The sequence below is a fragment of the Brevundimonas sp. AJA228-03 genome (assembly GCF_017795885.1).
In the GTDB taxonomy this organism is placed as follows: domain Bacteria; phylum Pseudomonadota; class Alphaproteobacteria; order Caulobacterales; family Caulobacteraceae; genus Brevundimonas.
Genome location: NZ_CP059297.1, coordinates 1,284,319 through 1,301,667, shown reverse-complemented (window position 1 = coordinate 1,301,667; position 17,349 = coordinate 1,284,319). Strand labels below are relative to the sequence as shown.

Genomic DNA, 17,349 nt, shown 5'->3' with positions numbered 1-17,349 from the left:
ACCCCGGAACGCAAGTGTCTTCGCAAAAGGCCGCCCGTGGCACGCGTCCGACTGATCCTGACTGGTGCCTTGCTGCTTCTGCTGGGGCCGCCGCTGACCATCGGCCTGGCCGCCCTGAGCGGTATCGGCCATCGGTGGGTCGACATTCTGGCCCAGTTCGTCGGCCCGGCGATCTTCGCCGCTGCGCTGGTCGCCCTCGTCAGCCTGGCCCTGAGGCTGCGCGTGGCGCTGGGCGCAGCCATGGCGACGGTCCTGATCCTGCTGATCGCCGGCTGGCCCCAGTGGTTTCCGCCGACCGGCGAAGCCCGGGCCGGCGCGCCCGTCGTCTCGCTCTATTCCGCCAATGTCTGGGTCGAGAACCAGGACGTCGCGGCCGTCGCCCGATCGGTTCAGGCGGCGGACGCCGACATCGTCGTGTTGGTGGAGGTCGGCGAGCCCCTCGTCGCGGGTCTCGACCGCATCATCGGCGCCTATCCACACAGGGTCATCGGCAGGGCCAACGCGGGCCGAAGGGGCCCGTCGCGCTATGTCTTCGCCTCGCGCTTCCCGATCCGACCGGTGGACACCTTCGCCGAGCAACTGGATGCCGCAGGTGTTGTGGCCCAAACCCCGCTGGGGCCGATCACCGTGGTGGGCGTCCACCTGACCCGCCCGTGGCCCTACCAATTCCAGTGGGGCCAGATCATCCAGGCGCAAGGCCTCTCGAAGTGGCGGGCCGCCTTTCCCGGCCCGATGATCGTGGCGGGGGATTTCAACAGCGTCTCCAGCGCGCGCATCGGCCGCCAGATCCAGGCCGAAACCGATTTGATCCCCGCCCCCGGCTGGCCCGGGACCTGGCACAGCGCCCTGCCCGCGGCCGCCACCCTGACCATCGACCAGGTCTATCGCTCGCCTGACCTCGCCCTGCTCGACCGCCGCCTGGGTCGCCGGAACGGATCGGATCACCGGGCCGTGGTCATCCGCTTCACCCGCGCCGTGCCGCCACCAGCCGGCTGAGCCGTTCGGCGTGACCGGTCGCGGGGAAATCCGCCGCCACCCATTCGTCCTCGAAGGCCTTCAGGATCAGGCCCGTATCCGGCCCCGGCTCGACGCCGAGCCTGGCCAGGTCGCGCCCGCCAACGGGCATCCGGGGTACAGGCCAGTCGGCGACGATGGCCAGAGCGGATCGATCCCCCAGCCCGGCCGCCTCGGCCAGCCCGCGCATCAGCCGGTCAAGCACGGCCTGACGTCCCAGCCGATAGGTGAGGCCACGCAAGGTCGCGTGTGGTGTCGCCGGGTCGAGGGGCCCCCGGGCGGCATCGCCCAGCCGCCCCTCCGCCGCGCGAGGAAGCCGCAAGGCCTGCGCGGCAGCCACCGCCACGGGCGGCTCGTCCGGCAGCAGGGTCGACAGGCGCAGAACGGGATCGTCGCTGAGATCGACCATGGCCTCGAACGCGGAAGACGACGCCACGGCCGGAACCAGCCGCTGCAGCACGCCGGCGCTCCGCATCGCCAAAACGGCCGGCCTCGGATCGGGCGCGGCCAGGAGCTTGAGCAGTTCCTTCGACACCCGCTCGGCCGACAGGCGTGTCAGCCCCTCCGCATGGGCGGCGCAGGCGGCCAGTCCATGCGAGTCCGCCTCGGCCCGGCCGTACCAGGCGTAGAAGCGAAAGAAGCGCAGGATGCGCAGATAGTCTTCCTCGATCCGCCGGGCTGGATCGCCGACGAACACGACCCGCCCCGCCAGGGCATCCGCGACCCCCTGCCCGCTCGGATCGAAGATCGTGCCACTGCGATCAGCATAGAGGGCGTTCAGCCGGAAATCCCGACGCGCCGCATCCTCGGCCCAGTCGTCGGTGAAGGCGACCACCGCCCGTCGCCCGTCCGTCTCCACGTCGCGGCGCAGGGTCGTGATCTCATAGGGTCGACGCTCCGACACCGCCGTCACCGTGCCGTGCGCCAGCCCCGTCGGCACGACCTTCAGCCCGGCCGCCTGGAGCGCCGCCATCGCGTCCCCGGGCTTCAGCCGCGTGGCGATGTCGATGTCGTCGACCGGCCGCCCGACCAGAGCATTGCGGATACAGCCGCCCACGAAGCGCGCGCAGTCCGGCCCACCCGCGGCCTCCAGCGCATCCATGACGGCCATGGTGGCGGACGACGTCAGCCAGTCCTGTCCTTCCAGCCGGGTCACGCCGCGTCCTCGGCCACGGCATCCGCCACGTCGTCTTCATCGCCATACAGGCGCGCGCGCAGACCCCGGATGATCCCGGCCGTCGCCCCCCAGATATAGCGATCCTGCCAGGTCATGGCCCAGAACCAGCGGCGCACCCCGTCCGTCGCCTCCAGATGGTCGCGGCTGTGATTGGCCGGGTCCATCAGGAAGTCCCACGGCGTCCGGAAGATCTCGGCCACCTCGTCGGGCGAGGCCGTCAGCGCGGGCTCGGACTCGATCCAGCCGACGACGGGCGTCACCAGATAGCCGGTCCCCGTCTCATAGGGGTCCGACAGACCCAGAACCTGGACCAGCCCGGGGTCCAGATCGACCTCCTCGCGCGCCTCGCGCAGTGCGGCTTCGACCGCCGTCTCACCCGTGTCCAGCCGACCGCCGGGAAAGGCGATCTGCCCCGTGTGCCGCGCCAGGCTGTCTGCGCGTCGCGTCAGCAGCACCGATGCGCCGTCGCGCGTCGCCAGAACGGGAATCAGTACCGCCGCCGGCTTCAGCGGTCCTTCCACCCAGCGCGACGCGCCAGGGTTCAGGTCGAAGTCCGACCGGGCGGGACGCGCATCAGCCCGCCACCTGTCCGGCGATGACAGGCCGTCGGTCAGCCGCGTTTTCAGGGACGTCAGGCTCATGTCACGCCCGCGCCCGGCGGCCCCAGGGCGAACCATGCCCCGCCGGACGCCACCATCCACTGCCCGTCGCGCACCTCGGCCAGCGCCACAAGATCATAGAAGACCGTCCGCGCGATCCGGGCCTCCAGCCCGCGCCGCACGTGCAGACGTGGCGAAGGCTCGCCGGTCACTGGGTCCGTCTCGACCGCGATCGCATGCTCCGGCCCGGCCCGCACGACGTCTCCGACGTCGGTGGTGAACACCAGATCGTCCCCCTCGCGCTCCATCGTCACGGCCCGGAACGGCAGGTCCTCCACCGTGATCTTCAGCTTCTCGCCCGGCGTGACCAGGTGATAGCCGTCCGGATCCAGTCTCAGGATGGTCGAGAACAGGCGCACCAGCTCGGCCCGCCCGATCGGCGAGCCCTCGTGCATCCAGGTTCCGTCCGCGCGGATGACGATGTCGATGTCGCCGCAATGGTCCGGATGCCACAGATGAACCGGCGGCAGGCCGCGGCCGGGGGCCTGTTTCGCCGCCCGGGTCAGGCCCGCCAGACCTGTCGCTGTCTCCGATCCGCTCATGGGAAAGACTTAGGCCGCGTCGCCGTCCGGCGAAAGGCGTCAGGCCGGGAGGGCGAGACCGTGCGGCGCGGACGCGTTGATGTTCAACCACAGCACCCGCTTCGGATCGACGGGCCCGGACAGTTTCACCTCCGCCGCGACCTCGAACCCGAAACGCGCGAAATAGGACATGTCGCCGACCAGCAGCACGCCGGCGAAGCCCAGGCTCTGCGCCTGACCCAGACAGGCCCCGACCAGATCGGCACCCAGACCCCGGTCCCGCGCCCCGGCCGCCACCGCGATGGGCCCGAGGAAGACCGCGTCCATGCCGCCAACCGTGATCGCCCACAGCCGCACGGACCCGACCAGCCGTCCGTCCTCACGCGCGACGTAGCCGGCCGCCAGCCTGGCCCTCTCACGAATGCGCTCCGCCGTCTTGGCGAAACGGCCCGGCCCGAAGGCGTCCAGCACAAGACGATCGACCTCACCGGCGTCGGCGGGGCTTTCCGGAACGATCCGGAGCACGGGAACGGTGGCGAGGGACGCGGACATGGCGCGGGCACCTAGGCCCTATGGCCCGACGGTTCAACCTTGGACCCGTGACGGGACGCCGTTCAGCCGACCTTCGAAAAGTCCGGCGCGCGCTTCTGGCTGAAGGCCATGAAGGCCTCCATGGCCTCGGGGCTGGACATCTGGGAGCCGAAAGCCTCGCCTTCGCGCAGCATCAGCGACCAGAGCGCTCCGGCGTCCCGCATCAGCTGCTTGGTCTTGCGGATCGAGTTCGGAGCCCGGGTGGCCAGCTTCGCCGCGAGGCCGGCTGCGACCGCATCTACCTCGGCGGCGGGCACCGCGCGGCTGGCGATGCCCCAGGCCAGGGCCGTGCGTCCATCGATCGGCTCACCCAGGGCGAACATCTCGAACGCCCGCTGATGGCCGATGACCATGGGCAACAGCAGCGACGACGCGGCTTCCGGGGCCAGGGCCAGGTTGATGAAGGGCACCGACAGCAAGGCATCCTCGGCCACCACCACCATGTCGCAATGCAGCAGCAGAGTCAGGCCGATCCCCACGGCCCGGCCCCGCACGGCCGCCACCGCCGGCTTGTCCAGCTCGGCCAGGGCCTTGAGGAAATGGAACACGGGCGCATCGACCACCTGACCGCCGCCGGACGAACCGATGGCGATGAAGTCGGCGATGTCGTTACCCGCCGAGAAACTTTCGCCCTCGGCCCGGAACAGCAGGACACGGACCGCATCGTCGCTGCGCGCCCGCTGCGTCGCCTCGGCCAGGGCGGCATACATCGCCTGGGTGATGGCGTTCTTCTTTTCCGGCCGGTTCAGGGTGACGGTCAGGGTGCCGTCGGCAAACGTGGTCTGGATCAGGTCGCTCATTGTTCAGGCTCCGTTTCGAGAGTGGTCCACCAGTCGACGCCATCCGCATCGCGCTCGCGCCGGGCCTTGCCCTGCGCTTCCAGGTGATTCAGATGCGCGATCGCCTCGCCGGTCGCCATGCCCAGCAGGCCGTCGCCGACCGGGCGCGCGAACAGGGATGGGAAGACGTCGATGACCCGGCTCGGCGTCCGCAGCGTCCGCGCCAGCCGCTTCAGCGAGACGGCATGGCCCCGCTTCAGCGCCTCGATCCTCGAAAGGACGCCGCTGAAGGGTTCGCCGTGGCCCGGCAGCACGAGCGTCTCCGCCAGCAGCAGGTCGCCCAGCCGGTCCAGCGAGCGCAACCAGTCGGCCAGCGGATCGGCCATCGGCTCCGTCGGCCAGACCGAGATGTTGGAAGAAATGCGCGGCAGGATCTGGTCGCCCGCGATGAACACCCCGTCCGACCTGCGCCAGAGGCAGACGTGCTCGGGGCTGTGGCCGTTGCCGACGACAATCGACCAGTCCTGCCCGCCGATCGACAGGGTGTCGCCGGCGCTCAACCGCCGATAGGCCGCAGGCACGGGCGCGACTCCCCTGGAGAACATGCCGTAGGTCTGCCGATACCGCTCCAGCCGTTCCTCGGCCCAACCCGCCGCGCGAAAGAACCGCACGCCGTCCTCGGGTGCCGGACCCGTGTCGGAGGCCAGCATCCGGCCGGTGACGTATTCCAGCTGCGACATCAGCAAGGGTGCTTCGAACCGGTCGCACAGCCAGCCCGCCAGGCCGATATGATCCGGGTGCATATGGGTACAGACGACGCGCGTGACCGGCCGGCCGCCCAGCGGACCCGCCAGAGCCGTCTCCCACGCCTCGACGCTGTCCGGCGTCTGCAGTCCGGTATCGACGATCACCCAGCCGTCGCCATCCTCGATCGCATAGACATTGATGTGATTCAGCGCCATCGGCAGCGGCAGGCGCATCCACAGGACGCCCGGTGCGGCCTGGACAGCCTCGCCGGGCCTTGGCGGATCGCCCAGCGGATAGGTGAGGCCACGCAGACCGGTCGCGCCGGTTTCGGTCTCGCCTTCGCTCGTGATGACGCCGTCGGCCAAGTCCGTCTCCAATCGCAACGCGCCCATCATTGCCAGAGCCGCCCGTATTCGTCCAGCACGCCGCCGGTTCGCCGCATCGTGGCCGCAACTCGGTCTTGACCTTGTCCCGGTGCCCCGCCAAGGCTCTGCTCACAGGGAAATGCGGTCCAGGAGCCAGTTCGTGTTCAAATCCTCCATCCTCGCGGCGCTCGGCGCGGCGGTCATGCTCACCGGGCTCACGCCCATGACGGCCAGCGCACAGGCGACGGGGAGCAACATCCCCGGCGCCGCCACCGGCGCGCAATCGCAATCTCCCGTAGACGGCTCGGCCATCGAAGCAACCGAGCAGAACGCCCGGCAGCGGCGCGAAGCCCGCAACCGCGCCAATCCGCCGCCCCCCACGGCGGCCGAAAACCTGGCCGCGGCCCAGGCCCTGGCCACAGCGACCAGCACGCCATGTCAGGTGACGTCGGCCGAGCTTCGGGGCGTGACCCCCGCCCAGGAAAAGCTCTATGAGGCCGTCTGCGCCACCGGTCCGGGCTTCATCTTCGTCTCGTCCACGCCGCCGGTCGCGGCCGACTGCGTCCTTCTGGCCGGTCAGGCCGAGATCGAACGCGCCCGCGACCCCGCCGCCGATGTCGGGACCCAGTGCGCCAACCCGGTGAACCTGGACGTCCTGCGTGTCGTCAGCGCCTACGCCGCCGAGGCGGGCGTGGCCTGCACGCCGGATCAGGGCAGCTCGATCGGCCGCTCGGGCGCCGGCAATCTGATCTATGAAGTCGGCTGCAACGGCGCCGACGGTTACTGGCTGGAACGGACGCCCACGGGCTGGAAGAAGACGGAATGCCTTGAGATCGTGGGTCAGAACGGCCGCTGCCGTTTCTCGACCACTGCCGAACAGGTTGCCACGCTGAAGGGTCGCTTCGTCGGCGACGCCGATGCTGCGGCCTGCGACCCGACAGAAGCCCGCTACATGGGGGCCAATGCCAACGGCAGCTTCTACGAAGCCAAATGCGCCGACGGCAAGGGCATCATCGTGCGCTTCGACAACGCCTATGCGGTGCAGCAGGTCTATCCCTGCGAGACCGCCCAGCGCATCGGCGGCGGCTGCAAGCTGACGATTGTTCCGGAAGCCGCGGCTCCGCCTGCCGCGCCATAATCGTTCGCCTCCCCGGGCGCTTGCCCGGGGAGGCGACCCTGCCTAGGCTCGCGGCGATGCGCATCGCCACCTGGAACGTGAACTCCGTCAACGCCCGCCTGCCGACCGTCCTGGAATGGCTGGAAGGGGCGATGCCCGACGTCGTCTGCTTCCAGGAGATCAAGACCGTCGACGACAAGTTCCCGCGCGAGGCCTTCGAGAGCCTCGGCTACAATGTCGAGGTTCACGGCCAGAAGTCCTACAACGGCGTGGCCCTGCTCTCGAAACATCCGGTCTCGGACGTCCGGCGCGGCCTTCCCGGTTCGGATCTGCTGGAGGACGGCGTCGAGGACCAGGCCCGCTATATCGAGGCCCTGATCGAGGCCCCCCGCCCGGTCCGGGTCGGCGGCCTGTATCTGCCCAACGGCAATCCGGTCGGCACCGGGAAGTTCGACTACAAGCTGCGCTGGATGGCCCGTCTGAACGCCCATGCGCGCGATCTGCTGAGCCAGGAAGAGGCCTTCACCCTATGCGGCGACTACAACGTCATCCCCACGCCCGATGACGCGAAGAACCCCGCCGCCTGGACGACCGACGCCCTGTTCCAGCCCGAGAGCCGCGCCGCCTTCCGCGCGCTGAAGGGCCTGGGTCTTTACGAGGCCGGGGCGCTCGGCCGGCAGCCGCCCGGCAGCTGGACCTTCTGGGACTATCAGGCCGGGGCCTGGCAGCGCGATCATGGCATCCGCATCGACTTCCACCTGCTGTCGCCCCAGGCCGCCGACCGGTTCGTCGGCGTCGAGACACACCGCGACGCCCGCGACATGGACAAGCCGTCCGACCACGTCCCGGTCGTCATCGAACTGGCCGACTGATGGGCGAGGCCCGGAATGGCTGAGGCCCTGCGCGTCATCCTGCTGATCGCGCTCGCGGCCGCCGCCCTGACCACGGCCGCCCTGACGCTGAACTGGTGGATGGAACCCGAGCGCCGCCTGCGTCGCGCCATGCTGAAATCCCTGGGGACCCTGCCCGAGGTCGAGGCGATTTCCGCGAGCGAAGGCCGTGGCGCCGGCCTGGATTTCGACGGCGGACAGGTCGCGGTCCTGTGGGATCGCGGCGCCCACGGCCTGGTCTATGCCTTCGACGAGGTGGAGGGCGGCGAGCTGATCGTCGACGGCCATGTCGTCGCCCGCGTCCGGCGCGGCGAGGCGCGAAAGACCCTGGACGTCATGGCCCCCGATGCCGAACTGGTCACGCTTCGCCTGCTGTTCGCCGACGCCCGCTATCCGGAGTTCGAGCTGGCCCTGTGGAACGCCATGTCGCCCGGCCATACCGGATCCCCGCCCGAGGCCATGCGCCTGGGGCGCCGCTGGCTGTCGCATCTGGACGCGATGCTGAAGTAGGCCTTCGGGGTTCCCCCTGGCGAGGGGAAGGACTAAACCCCGCCATCCTGTTTCGTGTATTTCCCGAGGAGCCCGCCGTGGCCCGCCTGTTCGACGCCTATGTCATCGCCGACTGGACCGCTGCCGAGGGCAAGAAGCTGGGCGAGAACTCGGTCTGGATCGGCGTGGCCAAGCGCGACGTGCGCTTCCGCCTCTATACCGAGACCCACAATGTCGCGACCCGGGCCGAGGGGGAGGCGATGATCCGCTCGATCCTGGCCGACCACGCCCGGCGTGGCGACCGTGTCCTGCTGGGCTTCGACTTCTCGTTCGGATACCCGGCCGGGACCGCCGCGCGCCTGGGGCTGAAGGACACGCCCGCATGGTCCGCCCTGTGGAAGTTCGTGGCCTCCAACATCATCGACAAGGCCGACAACACCAACAACCGCTACCAGATCGCGGCCAAGATGAACCGGCTGATGACGGACGCGGCCTGGCCCTTCTGGGGCGCGCCGGCCAAACAGGCCCAGCGCTGGCTGACTACGACCAAGCCCCCCGCCGGCTCCGGCGCGGACATCCCCGAGTACCGGGCCACCGAACTGGCCATCAAGGGTGGCAAGCTGCAGCCGAAGTCGAACTGGCAGATGCACGGGGCGGGCGCCGTCGGCGGCCAGACCCTGGTCGGCATCCCCATGGTTCGGCGCCTGCTGGAGAGCCTCGGGGCCTCCGCCGCCGTCTGGCCCTTCGGCACCGGCTGGCGCGCGCTGGAGACGGCCGACCTCGAACCGCTGTCGGTGCTCGTCGCCGAGGTCTGGCCCTCGATGTGGCCCACCACCGTCGCTGCCGGAGAGTTCAAGGATCAGGCCCAGGTCCGAACGACGGCCGAGGCCCTGGCCTTGCTGGACGAGCGCGGCGACCTGTCCATGGCCTTCGGCCCGAAGAAGGGCACCGACGAGGCCCTGGTGGCCCGGGTCCAGGACGAGGAAGGCTGGATTCTGGGGGTGTGAGGCCGGTCTTGATCTCCCGCCCGTGGGCGGTCTCGGAAGCGGACGCTTCGGGAGTCCGTCATGGGTGGTGAGCGGACACCGAGCGATGCCGCTGAAATCGGCTTTGCATGGTCCGGGTGAATCTGGGACTGTTCGTCGCCGAGCAGCCAATGTCGGTTCGCCGCTGTCACATCAATGCCGTCGTGGTCGTGATGCGGATTCGACTCGGGTGAGTCAGGGGGCAAGTCGTCAATGAGCCATCGAATGACCGGACATACTACCCGCCGACCAATCACATTCGCAGTGGGCGCATGGGCTTTGGCCGCGTTGCTCGCTCAGCCGGCTACGGCTGAGTGGACGAATCGTTACCCGAAGATCGCTGGCGTCTCGCACCATGTCTATCTGGAAGGCTTCAATTTGCCGACCTTCGCCAACTCCCCGACCGATCCGGCACCCTCCCCGGACGGGAGACGGGTGGCCTTCGCTGCGCGAGGCTGGCTTTGGGTCATGGACATCGAATCGCGTGAGGCGCGAAGGCTGACGCATGGCAGCTCAGTCGACTCGCGGCCCACTTGGTCGCCCGATGGCAATAGCATCGCGTTCGTCCGCGACACCAGCCGTGATACGGCCATCTGGATCGTCGATGTCGCCAGCCGTCGCGAACGACTTCTGGTTGACACCCCTACGATAGAACTCGACCCCGTCTTTTCCGAGGGGGGTGAGAGCGTCTACTACAGCTCCGCCGAGGCCGGTGATCTCGACCTCTGGGAGGTAGAGGTTGCTTCGGGCGCGAAGACCCGGTTGACCACCGCCAGGGGCCAGGAGCTGAACCCCCAACCGATCGTAGGCGGTCTCGTCTATGTGGCCAAGGTGTCGGGCGCGTCCGATACTATCGCTACTCTCTCATTTGCCGATGGCAGCATTACGACGCTGCGCAGAGAGGGACTGTCGCCACAGCTCCGTCTATCCGCCAGCCCCGACGGGGGCAGCTTTGCGCTGACACCACTCCACGGCGACCGCACGCAGCTTCTCATCTCGGGTATCGGCGGGGGGGAAACGCTTCGCGTCGCGGAAGATGCAACCTATCCCCTCACGCCTGCATGGGCGCGAGACGGAAGCCTCTGGTACGTGGAGCCCGATCGTAGCGAACGCTTCGCCTTGTTCCGGGTCGCGAGCACCGGCGGATTGGCTCAGGACTTGACGCCACTTTCCTGGGATATGGGAGAGGCGACGGCGCGCGTCACGATCCGGACCCGGCGCGATGGTTCACCCCTGCCTGCACGTCTCGTGGTCGTAGACGGTGCAGGACATCCGTCAGTGCCGGATACAGGGATCAGTTACTTCGACGGACAGCATGGGAAAATCTTCTTTCACTCGCCGGGCACCGTCACAGTCGAACTGCCCGCCGGCGAAGTCATGATCAATGCCAGCCATGGCTTTGACCGTGCTGTGACCGCCACGCGACGGGTCCGCGCCGGAGAGACGGCGATAATCGATCTGGACCTGCCCGCGCCGGAGTTTGATCTGGCCGCTCGTGGCTGGGTTGGTGGCGACCTGCACAGCCACCTCAACTACGGCGGCCCATTTCAGCTCGAACCGGAGGATATGATTACGCCGTTGCGTGCTGAGGCTATCGATGTGTCGACCCCGCAGCTCGCGAACCTTCAGACCAGTCTGATGGACGCACGCTACTGGGGCTGGCAGCGGACAGAGCCGCCCCTCATCCGGTTCAGTCAGGAGGTCCGCTCTCATTTCCTCGGCCATGTCGGCGTCATCGGTGCCGATGCACTCCATACGCCGTGGTTTTTCGGCCCGGGATACCCGGCGTACGATCGGCTCGATATCAGCAACGCCTCACCTTTGCGGTTTGCCCGAGAGCAGGGTGGGCTCAACATCTACGTACACCCTGTGGCTGTCTCCGATCCGTTCCCAACGGCAGGCGAGCCAAGGGGCATCCCGCTTGAGCTTGTCCCGGACGCACTCGCCGGCGACGTCGATGCGATCGAGCTCGCCTGTCTCTGGAGCGACGAACTCGGCACGGCTGAGCTCTGGTACCGGTTGCTCAACCTGGGCCTGCCAATCATGCCGTCAGGTGGCAGCGACACGATGCACAATTTCCACCGGACAATGGCTGTCGGCGCAACACGGGTGTACGCAAAACCGGCGGGTCCGGGCGGGATTGCCAGCTTCCTCGACGCGGTTCGCGAGGGCCGGAGCTTCGTCACCAACGGGCCGATGATCGACTTCACCGTGGAGGGCGTAGGACCCGGTGGCACGGTTCAGGGGGGAACCCGCCTCGCGTTCGCGATCGATGCGTCATCTTCTGCGCCGGTCGAGCAGATCGAGGTTCTGGTCAATGGCAGGGTCGTCTGGAGCGGCGGTCGACTTGAGGGTAGTCGCCGGTTCACGGGTACTGTCGACGTACCCGCCGGCGGATGGATTGCGGCGCGGGCCCGAGGGGGTGAATCCGTGTGGCCGCTCCAGGACAGTTACATGTTCGCGCATACGGCCCCTGTCTGGCTGGGCGAGCGAGGAAGCAGCGACCCTGACGCTGCTCGCAGTGCGGCGGGTGATCTGCTGCGCTGGATGGACGTAGCCGAGGCTCGACTGGCGACAGGTTACGAGGGGGCCGCGGTACCGCAATTGCGTGCCCGCTTTGCTGAGGGCCGGGCAAGGCTGACGGAGTTGGCGCGGTAGAGGGTGTCTGAGCTGCACCCGGTTTCGTGGACACCGAGTTTGAGTGTTTTTGGCTCTGATCGGTCTGAAAAGCGGACGTTCCTGACCGCCGCTTTGGGTCGAGAGCGGTCGTTAACCCAGAGCCGCAAAACCGACGTTCGCGGCCCGCTGTTTCAGCCGATCAAAGCCCGCGCCGCTGCCCGCGCCTCTTCTGTAATCACGGCCCCGGCCAGCATCCGGGCGATCTCCTCGCGCCGCGCATCGTCGTTCAGCGCGTCCACCGTCGTCGTGGTCGCGCCGTTCGCATCGGCCTTGCGCACCTTCCAGTGGGCATGGCCCCGGGCCGCGACCTGGGGGCTGTGGGTGACGACCAGGACCTGGGCCCCGGTCGACAGGCGTTTCAGACGCTGACCCACGGCCTCGGCCACAGCCCCGCCGACGCCCTGATCGACCTCGTCGAAGATCATCACCGGCTGGCGCTGGTCCTCGCGCCCCGCCAGAGCGGCCTTCATGGCCAGGGCGAAGCGCGCCAGCTCCCCGCCCGAGGCGATGGCGTCCAGCGGGCCGAACGGGGTTCCGGCATTGGTCGCGATCTCGAACCGCGCCGTCTCCACGCCCAGAGGACCGCGCCGCCCCTCGGCCACAGGCTCCAGCGCCACCCGGAACCGCGCGCGGTCCAGCTTCAGCGGGCCCAGTTCCTCCATCACCGCCCTGGCCAGACGGTCGGCGGCGGCCTCGCGGCCCGAACTCAAAAGCGACGCGGCCACATCGTAATGCTCGCGGGCCACCGCCGCCTCGCGCGCCGCGGCGGTCATCGCCTCGGCCCCATCCCCGATCAGGCGCAGCTGCTCGCGCAGCGAAATGCGCAGGGCCGGCAGGGCGTGGACGGTGGTGTTCAGCTTTCTGGCCGCCGCCCGCAGGGCGAACAGCCGCTCCTCGGCCTTGTCCAGACGGCCCGGCTCAAAGTCGAAGGCATGGGCGGCGGCGTCGACCTCGGCGATGGCTTCTGCCGCCTCGACCATGGTCCGGTCGATGGCCTCGGCGGCACGGGTCAGGCGAACCAGCACGGGATGATCGGCCTCGACCCCGGCCTGGGTCGCGCGCTGGCGGGCATGTTCGACGGCCCGCAGAGCGGCCGACAGCTTCTGGCTGAGCTTGTCACCACCGAGGTTGGTCCGGGCGTCGGCCAGATCGGCCACGGCCTTTTCTGCCGCGCCCAGCACCGCCCGCTCGCCCGCCAGTTCGGTCTCCTCGTCCGCGCGCGGGTCGAGGTCGTCGAGGTCGGCGAGGTTCAGGGTGATCTCTTCGGCCCGCGCGGCTGCGTCGGCCGCGGCGGCCCGCAGTCCCTCCAGCCGGGCCTCCGCCGCCTTCAGACGATCGGACGCCGCCGCGACGCCCGACAGCTGCGGGGCCAGGCCACCGTAGGCATCGAGCAGGCCGCGATGGGTCTTCCAGTCCAGCAGACCGACGGTTTCGTGCTGGCCATGCACCTCCACCAGCCGCGCGCCGATCTCGCGCAGGGCGGCGACGCCGGCCGGCTGGTCGTTGATATAGGCCCGGCTGCGCCCGTCAGCGGACAGGACCCGGCGCAGGATCAGCTCCTCGCCCGGCGTCACATCGAACCCCTTGTCCTGGATCAGGGCGATCAGGTCGGCATCGTTCGGCGCGGTGAAGATGGCGGTGGCCACGGCCTGTTTCGCGCCGGCCCGCACCAGCCCCGCCTCCCCTCGCCCGCCGAGCGCCAGGCCCAGGGCGTCGAGGATGATCGACTTGCCCGCGCCCGTCTCGCCGGTCAGCACGGTCAGTCCGCCCTCGACCTCCAGATCGAGGACGTCGACCAGCACGACGTCGCGGATCGACAGGCGGCTCAGCATGGGGCGAAACGATTCGGCATCGCGGACAGTCTAGCCCAGAACAGGAGGCGAACGGTCAGCCCGGAATAATCCGCTGCAACCAGCTCTCGCGCGGCGCCGTCGGGGCCGTGCCCGGCTGCTCGCCCTGTTCGGTCAGAAGGGCGTAGGCCTCGGAATACCAGGGGCTGCCGGGATAGTTGAAGCCGAGCACCGAGCCGTTGCGCTCCGCCTCGTCCTTCAGGCCCAGGCTCAGATAGACCTCGACGAGCCGGTACAGCGCCTCGGGCGTGTGCGAGGTGCGCTGATAGGCTTCGTTGTCGATGACCGCCTTGTAGCGACCGATCGCGGCCAGTGGCTGGTTGGCGCGCTGGTAGTAGCGGCCGATCGACATCTCCTTGCCGGCCAGCTGGTCATTGACCATGTCGATCTTGACCGTGGCGTCCGTGGCATAGGACGAACCGGGATAGCGGCGCGCGACGTCCCTCAGACCCTCCAGCGCCTGCCGGGCCTGATCCTGGTCGCGGCCCACATCGACGATCTGCTCGAAATGGCAGGTGGCGCGCATATAGAAGGCATAGGCGGCCGAGGGGCTGCCCGGGAACAAGGCGATAAACCGGTCCGCGGCCGCGATCGATTCCTCGTAGTTGCCGTTCTGGTAGTGGGCATAGACCTGCATCAGGATCGCCCGGCGCGACCATTCAGAATACGGATGCTGGCGCTCGACTTCCTGGAAATAATCGACCGCGTCCGACCAGCGGCTGGACTGAAGGCGCTGGTAGCCGGTGTTGTAGAGCAGCTCGACCGGCCGCTCCTCATAGGCCAGGCGCGGCCGATTGGCACCGCCGTTACATGAGGCAAGGGTCAGGGTGACGGCTGCGGCCATCAGGATCAGGCCGCCGCGTCGCAGGGCGGACGAAGACCGGGAGAAAGTCGGCAAGACAAACCTCATCACACGCCACCCGAACGACCGATCTGGTCAGCCGGAATCCAAGACCGAGTTCCCTATCACCCCCCGGCGCGGCACGCCATCATCCCGGGGACACGATGACCGCTTGCTACGGCCCGGTGCGCTGCTAAAGAGCGCGCGAGACGGAACGCGCTTCATTGGCGGTCCGATGACGGCGAAAGGATGACCGGATGAAGCTGCTCGCTGGCAACTCGAACCGGACCCTGTCCCAGGCCATCGCCGATCACCTCGACATGCCCCTGACCAAGGCCCAGGTGAAGCGGTTCGCCGACAACGAGGTCTTCGCCGTCATCGAGGAAAACGTGCGCGGCGAGGATGTCTTCGTAATCCAGTCGACCTCCTATCCGGCCAATGACAACCTGATGGAGCTGCTGATCTGCATCGACGCCCTGGTCCGGGCCTCGGCGCGACGGATCACGGCGGTCATGCCCTATTTCGGCTATGCGCGTCAGGACCGGAAGACGGGTGGCCGCACGCCGATCTCGGCCAAGCTGGTCGCCAATATGATCACGCGCGCCGGGGCCGATCGCGTCCTGACCATGGACCTGCACGCCGGCCAGATTCAGGGCTTCTTCGACATTCCGACCGACAATCTGGTGGCGACCCCGGTCCTCGCCCAGGACGTCAAGGATCACTACCAGCGGGGCAATCTGATGATCGTCTCGCCCGACGTCGGCGGCGTGGTGCGCGCCCGGTCGCTGGCCGAACGTCTCAATGTCGACCTCGCCATCGTCGACAAGCGTCGCCCCCGTGCGGGCGAGAGCGAGGTCATGAACATCATCGGCGACGTTGCGGGGCGCGAATGCATCCTGTTCGACGACATCGTCGATTCGGGCGGCACCCTCGTGAACGCCGCCAAGGCGCTGATGGAGGCCGGCGCGACCTCCGTCTCGGCCTACATCAGCCACGGCGTCCTGTCCGGCCCGGCCGTCCAGCGCGTGACCGACGGTCCGCTGAAGGAACTGGTCATCACCGATTCGATCGAACAGCCTTTCGAGGTGACCAGCTGCGCCAAGATCCGTACCGTTCCGGTTGCGCCCCTGATCGGCGAGGCCATCCGTCGGATTGCCAACGAGGAATCGGTATCGAAACTGTTCGACTGAGGCGACCCTGCCTCAATACTGCCGGGAGCCTGCTGTTGGAATCCGGCGGGGGAAGCTGCGGAGGATCATCATGACACTGTTTTCGAGCCGCAGGGCATCGGCCCTGGCGGCGCTGCTGATCGCCGCGACCCTGTCGTCCTGCGCATCGAACAAGGCCGCCGAGGAAGCCGAGGCACAGCGGATCGCAGCCGAGCTCGCGGCCGCCGCCGCCCTGGCCGCCCGGCCCAAACCCATCGCGCTGAACGACAGCGTGATCCAGTCCGCCGCCATCTATCTGGGTTTCACCCGCGACATGGCGACCCTGCGCGGCGGCTTTGAGAGCCCCGAGGCCATTCTGGCCGCCATGCAGCGCGGTGCCGCCTATCAGCCGGATCAGATCTCGCGCGGCCTGGTGGCCTACGCCTCCATCCTGGCGCTGCAGTCACCCGAGTTCGTCACCGGGGTGCGCCGGCACGGCATGGATCGCGAGACCCGCAATCAGACGGTCGCCCGGATCGTGGCCGATCCCACCTATGCCTCGACCCTGGCCGGAGCCGATTCCGCCGCAGGGTTGATCATGGGGGTCCTCGACGCCGATATCGCCGCGCTGCGGTTCGCCGCCGACTCCATCGAAAACGATGCCTATGCCATCCAGGCCGATGGCCGCGCGTCGTGGGCCCGCCGGCCCGTGCCGGATCGCGACGCGCGCATTCAGGGCGTCAAGGACCTGTCGGCCCTCCGCATGGTGGCCAATGCCGAGGATGCGGCCCGGCTTTCGGCTGCGGCCTATTCCGGCTCCGGTCTCGGGGTCTCGACCGCGCGCCTGCGCCAGCCGCCCTATCCCCCTGCGGTCTCCAGCGCCCTGGCCCTCGCGGCCCTCGCGGTCCTGGATGGTGCCGGCGAAAACGCGGTCTCCAATACCGACGCCCTGCAGTACGACCTGGGCAGCCAGGACTGTCTTGCCAGTTCCAAGCTGAACCTGTTCCAGTGCCTCGCGGCGTCGCGGCCGAGCTACGAGGTGGAATTCTGCCTGGGTCGGCACATCGTCCGCGACCTGGCCACCTGTGCGAGCGGCGCCAGCCAGCCCGCCGCACGGATCACCGTGGACGCGCCCGTCCAGACCCGGGTGGAGTCACGCACGCCGGTCATCCGCGCCGAACCGCTGCAGCCATCGACCGCCCCGGGGTCTTCGGCCATACCGGAAACGCCCGCGACCGTGACGCCCGTCACCACGGTCACACCGGCTGCCCCGTCGATCACGCCGAACCCCGCGCTCGCCCCGGGCGCGAGCCAGACCCAGCGTTTGAACGCCGCGCCCCCGGCACCGAACCGGTGAACTCGCCCTGCGGGATTAACGATCGGAAAACCCTCTGCAACGCGATATAGAACGCTCGGCGTCGGCAGTGCGCCTCAGTATCCGTATCCGGGGGATTATC

General features: G+C 68.7%; 16 protein-coding genes. 8 read left to right on the top strand and 8 right to left on the bottom strand.

Features of this window, described 5'->3' with window-relative positions:
- Positions 1-36: 36 nt before the first annotated feature.
- Positions 37-996 carry an endonuclease/exonuclease/phosphatase family protein gene (locus HZ989_RS06380; protein WP_209322775.1) on the top strand — a complete coding sequence of 320 codons (960 nt, stop codon included), beginning with the start codon at positions 37-39 and terminating at the stop codon, positions 994-996.
- Here the strand turns inward: HZ989_RS06380 and HZ989_RS06375 are convergent.
- The 6 genes from HZ989_RS06375 to HZ989_RS06350 all read right to left on the bottom strand — a co-directional run bounded on the left by HZ989_RS06375 (position 965) and on the right by HZ989_RS06350 (position 5,853).
- On the bottom strand, positions 965-2,170 hold the full coding sequence (locus HZ989_RS06375; RefSeq protein WP_245162481.1) for a CCA tRNA nucleotidyltransferase: 1,206 nt from the start codon (positions 2,168-2,170) through the stop codon (positions 965-967). The genes HZ989_RS06380 and HZ989_RS06375 overlap by 32 nt on opposite strands.
- Complete coding sequence (locus HZ989_RS06370) at positions 2,167-2,832, bottom strand: CoA pyrophosphatase (protein WP_209322774.1); 666 nt, start codon at positions 2,830-2,832, stop codon at positions 2,167-2,169. The genes HZ989_RS06375 and HZ989_RS06370 overlap by 4 nt, the downstream gene beginning before the upstream one ends.
- The gene (locus HZ989_RS06365) at positions 2,829-3,392 is read right to left on the bottom strand and encodes a DUF1285 domain-containing protein (RefSeq protein WP_209322773.1); all 564 of its coding nucleotides are present in this window, start codon (positions 3,390-3,392) and stop codon (positions 2,829-2,831) included. Before HZ989_RS06365 ends, HZ989_RS06370 begins: the two co-directional genes overlap by 4 nt.
- 39 nt (positions 3,393-3,431) lie before the next feature.
- Positions 3,432-3,923 (bottom strand): GNAT family N-acetyltransferase, encoded by a 492-nt coding sequence (locus HZ989_RS06360; protein ID WP_209322772.1) that lies wholly within the window; start codon positions 3,921-3,923, stop codon positions 3,432-3,434.
- A 62-nt stretch (positions 3,924-3,985) separates the two neighbouring features.
- On the bottom strand, positions 3,986-4,762 hold the full coding sequence (locus HZ989_RS06355; RefSeq protein WP_209322771.1) for an enoyl-CoA hydratase: 777 nt from the start codon (positions 4,760-4,762) through the stop codon (positions 3,986-3,988).
- Positions 4,759-5,853 (bottom strand): MBL fold metallo-hydrolase, encoded by a 1,095-nt coding sequence (locus HZ989_RS06350; protein WP_245162480.1) that lies wholly within the window; start codon positions 5,851-5,853, stop codon positions 4,759-4,761. Before HZ989_RS06350 ends, HZ989_RS06355 begins: the two co-directional genes overlap by 4 nt.
- A 160-nt stretch (positions 5,854-6,013) precedes the next feature.
- On the opposite strand from HZ989_RS06350, the gene HZ989_RS06345 reads away from it, so the two are divergent.
- The 5 genes from HZ989_RS06345 to HZ989_RS06325 all read left to right on the top strand — a co-directional run bounded on the left by HZ989_RS06345 (position 6,014) and on the right by HZ989_RS06325 (position 12,032).
- Positions 6,014-6,991, top strand: coding sequence for a hypothetical protein (locus tag HZ989_RS06345; protein WP_209322770.1), 978 nt, complete (start codon positions 6,014-6,016; stop codon positions 6,989-6,991).
- A gap of 56 nt (positions 6,992-7,047) precedes the next feature.
- Positions 7,048-7,842: an exodeoxyribonuclease III gene (gene xth / locus HZ989_RS06340; RefSeq protein WP_209322769.1), complete on the top strand. Its 795-nt coding sequence runs from the start codon at positions 7,048-7,050 to the stop codon at positions 7,840-7,842.
- A gap of 15 nt (positions 7,843-7,857) precedes the next feature.
- Entirely contained in the window at positions 7,858-8,370 is a 513-nt protein-coding gene (locus HZ989_RS06335) for a hypothetical protein (RefSeq protein WP_209322768.1), read from the top strand.
- Positions 8,371-8,447: 77 nt separating this feature from the next.
- The gene (locus HZ989_RS06330) at positions 8,448-9,356 is read left to right on the top strand and encodes a cobalamin biosynthesis protein CbiG (protein ID WP_209322767.1); all 909 of its coding nucleotides are present in this window, start codon (positions 8,448-8,450) and stop codon (positions 9,354-9,356) included.
- A 297-nt stretch (positions 9,357-9,653) separates the two neighbouring features.
- Positions 9,654-12,032 (top strand): CehA/McbA family metallohydrolase, encoded by a 2,379-nt coding sequence (locus HZ989_RS06325; protein WP_209322766.1) that lies wholly within the window; start codon positions 9,654-9,656, stop codon positions 12,030-12,032.
- 152 nt (positions 12,033-12,184) lie between these two features.
- On the opposite strand, the gene recN is transcribed toward HZ989_RS06325, so the two are convergent.
- Together recN and HZ989_RS06315 are read right to left on the bottom strand one after the other, a co-directional pair.
- On the bottom strand, positions 12,185-13,885 hold the full coding sequence (gene recN, locus HZ989_RS06320) for a DNA repair protein RecN (RefSeq protein WP_209322765.1): 1,701 nt from the start codon (positions 13,883-13,885) through the stop codon (positions 12,185-12,187).
- Positions 13,886-13,940: 55 nt separating this feature from the next.
- Positions 13,941-14,813 (bottom strand): outer membrane protein assembly factor BamD, encoded by an 873-nt coding sequence (locus HZ989_RS06315; RefSeq protein ID WP_209322764.1) that lies wholly within the window; start codon positions 14,811-14,813, stop codon positions 13,941-13,943.
- Positions 14,814-15,001: 188 nt separating this feature from the next.
- Between HZ989_RS06315 and HZ989_RS06310 the strand changes: the two genes are divergently transcribed.
- Together HZ989_RS06310 and HZ989_RS06305 are read left to right on the top strand one after the other, a co-directional pair.
- Entirely contained in the window at positions 15,002-15,934 is a 933-nt protein-coding gene (locus tag HZ989_RS06310; protein WP_209322763.1) for a ribose-phosphate pyrophosphokinase, read from the top strand.
- Between the two features lie 70 nt (positions 15,935-16,004).
- A complete protein-coding gene (locus tag HZ989_RS06305; RefSeq protein WP_209322762.1) occupies positions 16,005-17,249 on the top strand; it encodes a hypothetical protein in 1,245 nt (414 codons plus the stop codon).
- Positions 17,250-17,349 lie beyond the last annotated feature (100 nt).

What these genes read in the sequence shown, in the direction of transcription:
- HZ989_RS06370 (WP_209322774.1), bottom strand. Translation starts at nt 2,832, where the DNA reads ATGAGCCTGACGTCCCTGAAAACGCGGCTGACCGACGGCCTGTCATCG.
- HZ989_RS06365 (WP_209322773.1), bottom strand. Translation starts at nt 3,392, where the DNA reads ATGAGCGGATCGGAGACAGCGACAGGTCTGGCGGGCCTGACCCGGGCG.
- HZ989_RS06360 (WP_209322772.1), bottom strand. Translation starts at nt 3,923, where the DNA reads ATGTCCGCGTCCCTCGCCACCGTTCCCGTGCTCCGGATCGTTCCGGAA.
- HZ989_RS06355 (WP_209322771.1), bottom strand. Translation starts at nt 4,762, where the DNA reads ATGAGCGACCTGATCCAGACCACGTTTGCCGACGGCACCCTGACCGTC.
- xth (WP_209322769.1), top strand. Translation starts at nt 7,048, where the DNA reads ATGCGCATCGCCACCTGGAACGTGAACTCCGTCAACGCCCGCCTGCCG.
- HZ989_RS06335 (WP_209322768.1), top strand. Translation starts at nt 7,858, where the DNA reads ATGGCTGAGGCCCTGCGCGTCATCCTGCTGATCGCGCTCGCGGCCGCC.
- recN (WP_209322765.1), bottom strand. Translation starts at nt 13,885, where the DNA reads ATGCTGAGCCGCCTGTCGATCCGCGACGTCGTGCTGGTCGACGTCCTC.
- HZ989_RS06315 (WP_209322764.1), bottom strand. Translation starts at nt 14,813, where the DNA reads ATGAGGTTTGTCTTGCCGACTTTCTCCCGGTCTTCGTCCGCCCTGCGA.
- HZ989_RS06310 (WP_209322763.1), top strand. Translation starts at nt 15,002, where the DNA reads ATGAAGCTGCTCGCTGGCAACTCGAACCGGACCCTGTCCCAGGCCATC.
- HZ989_RS06305 (WP_209322762.1), top strand. Translation starts at nt 16,005, where the DNA reads ATGACACTGTTTTCGAGCCGCAGGGCATCGGCCCTGGCGGCGCTGCTG.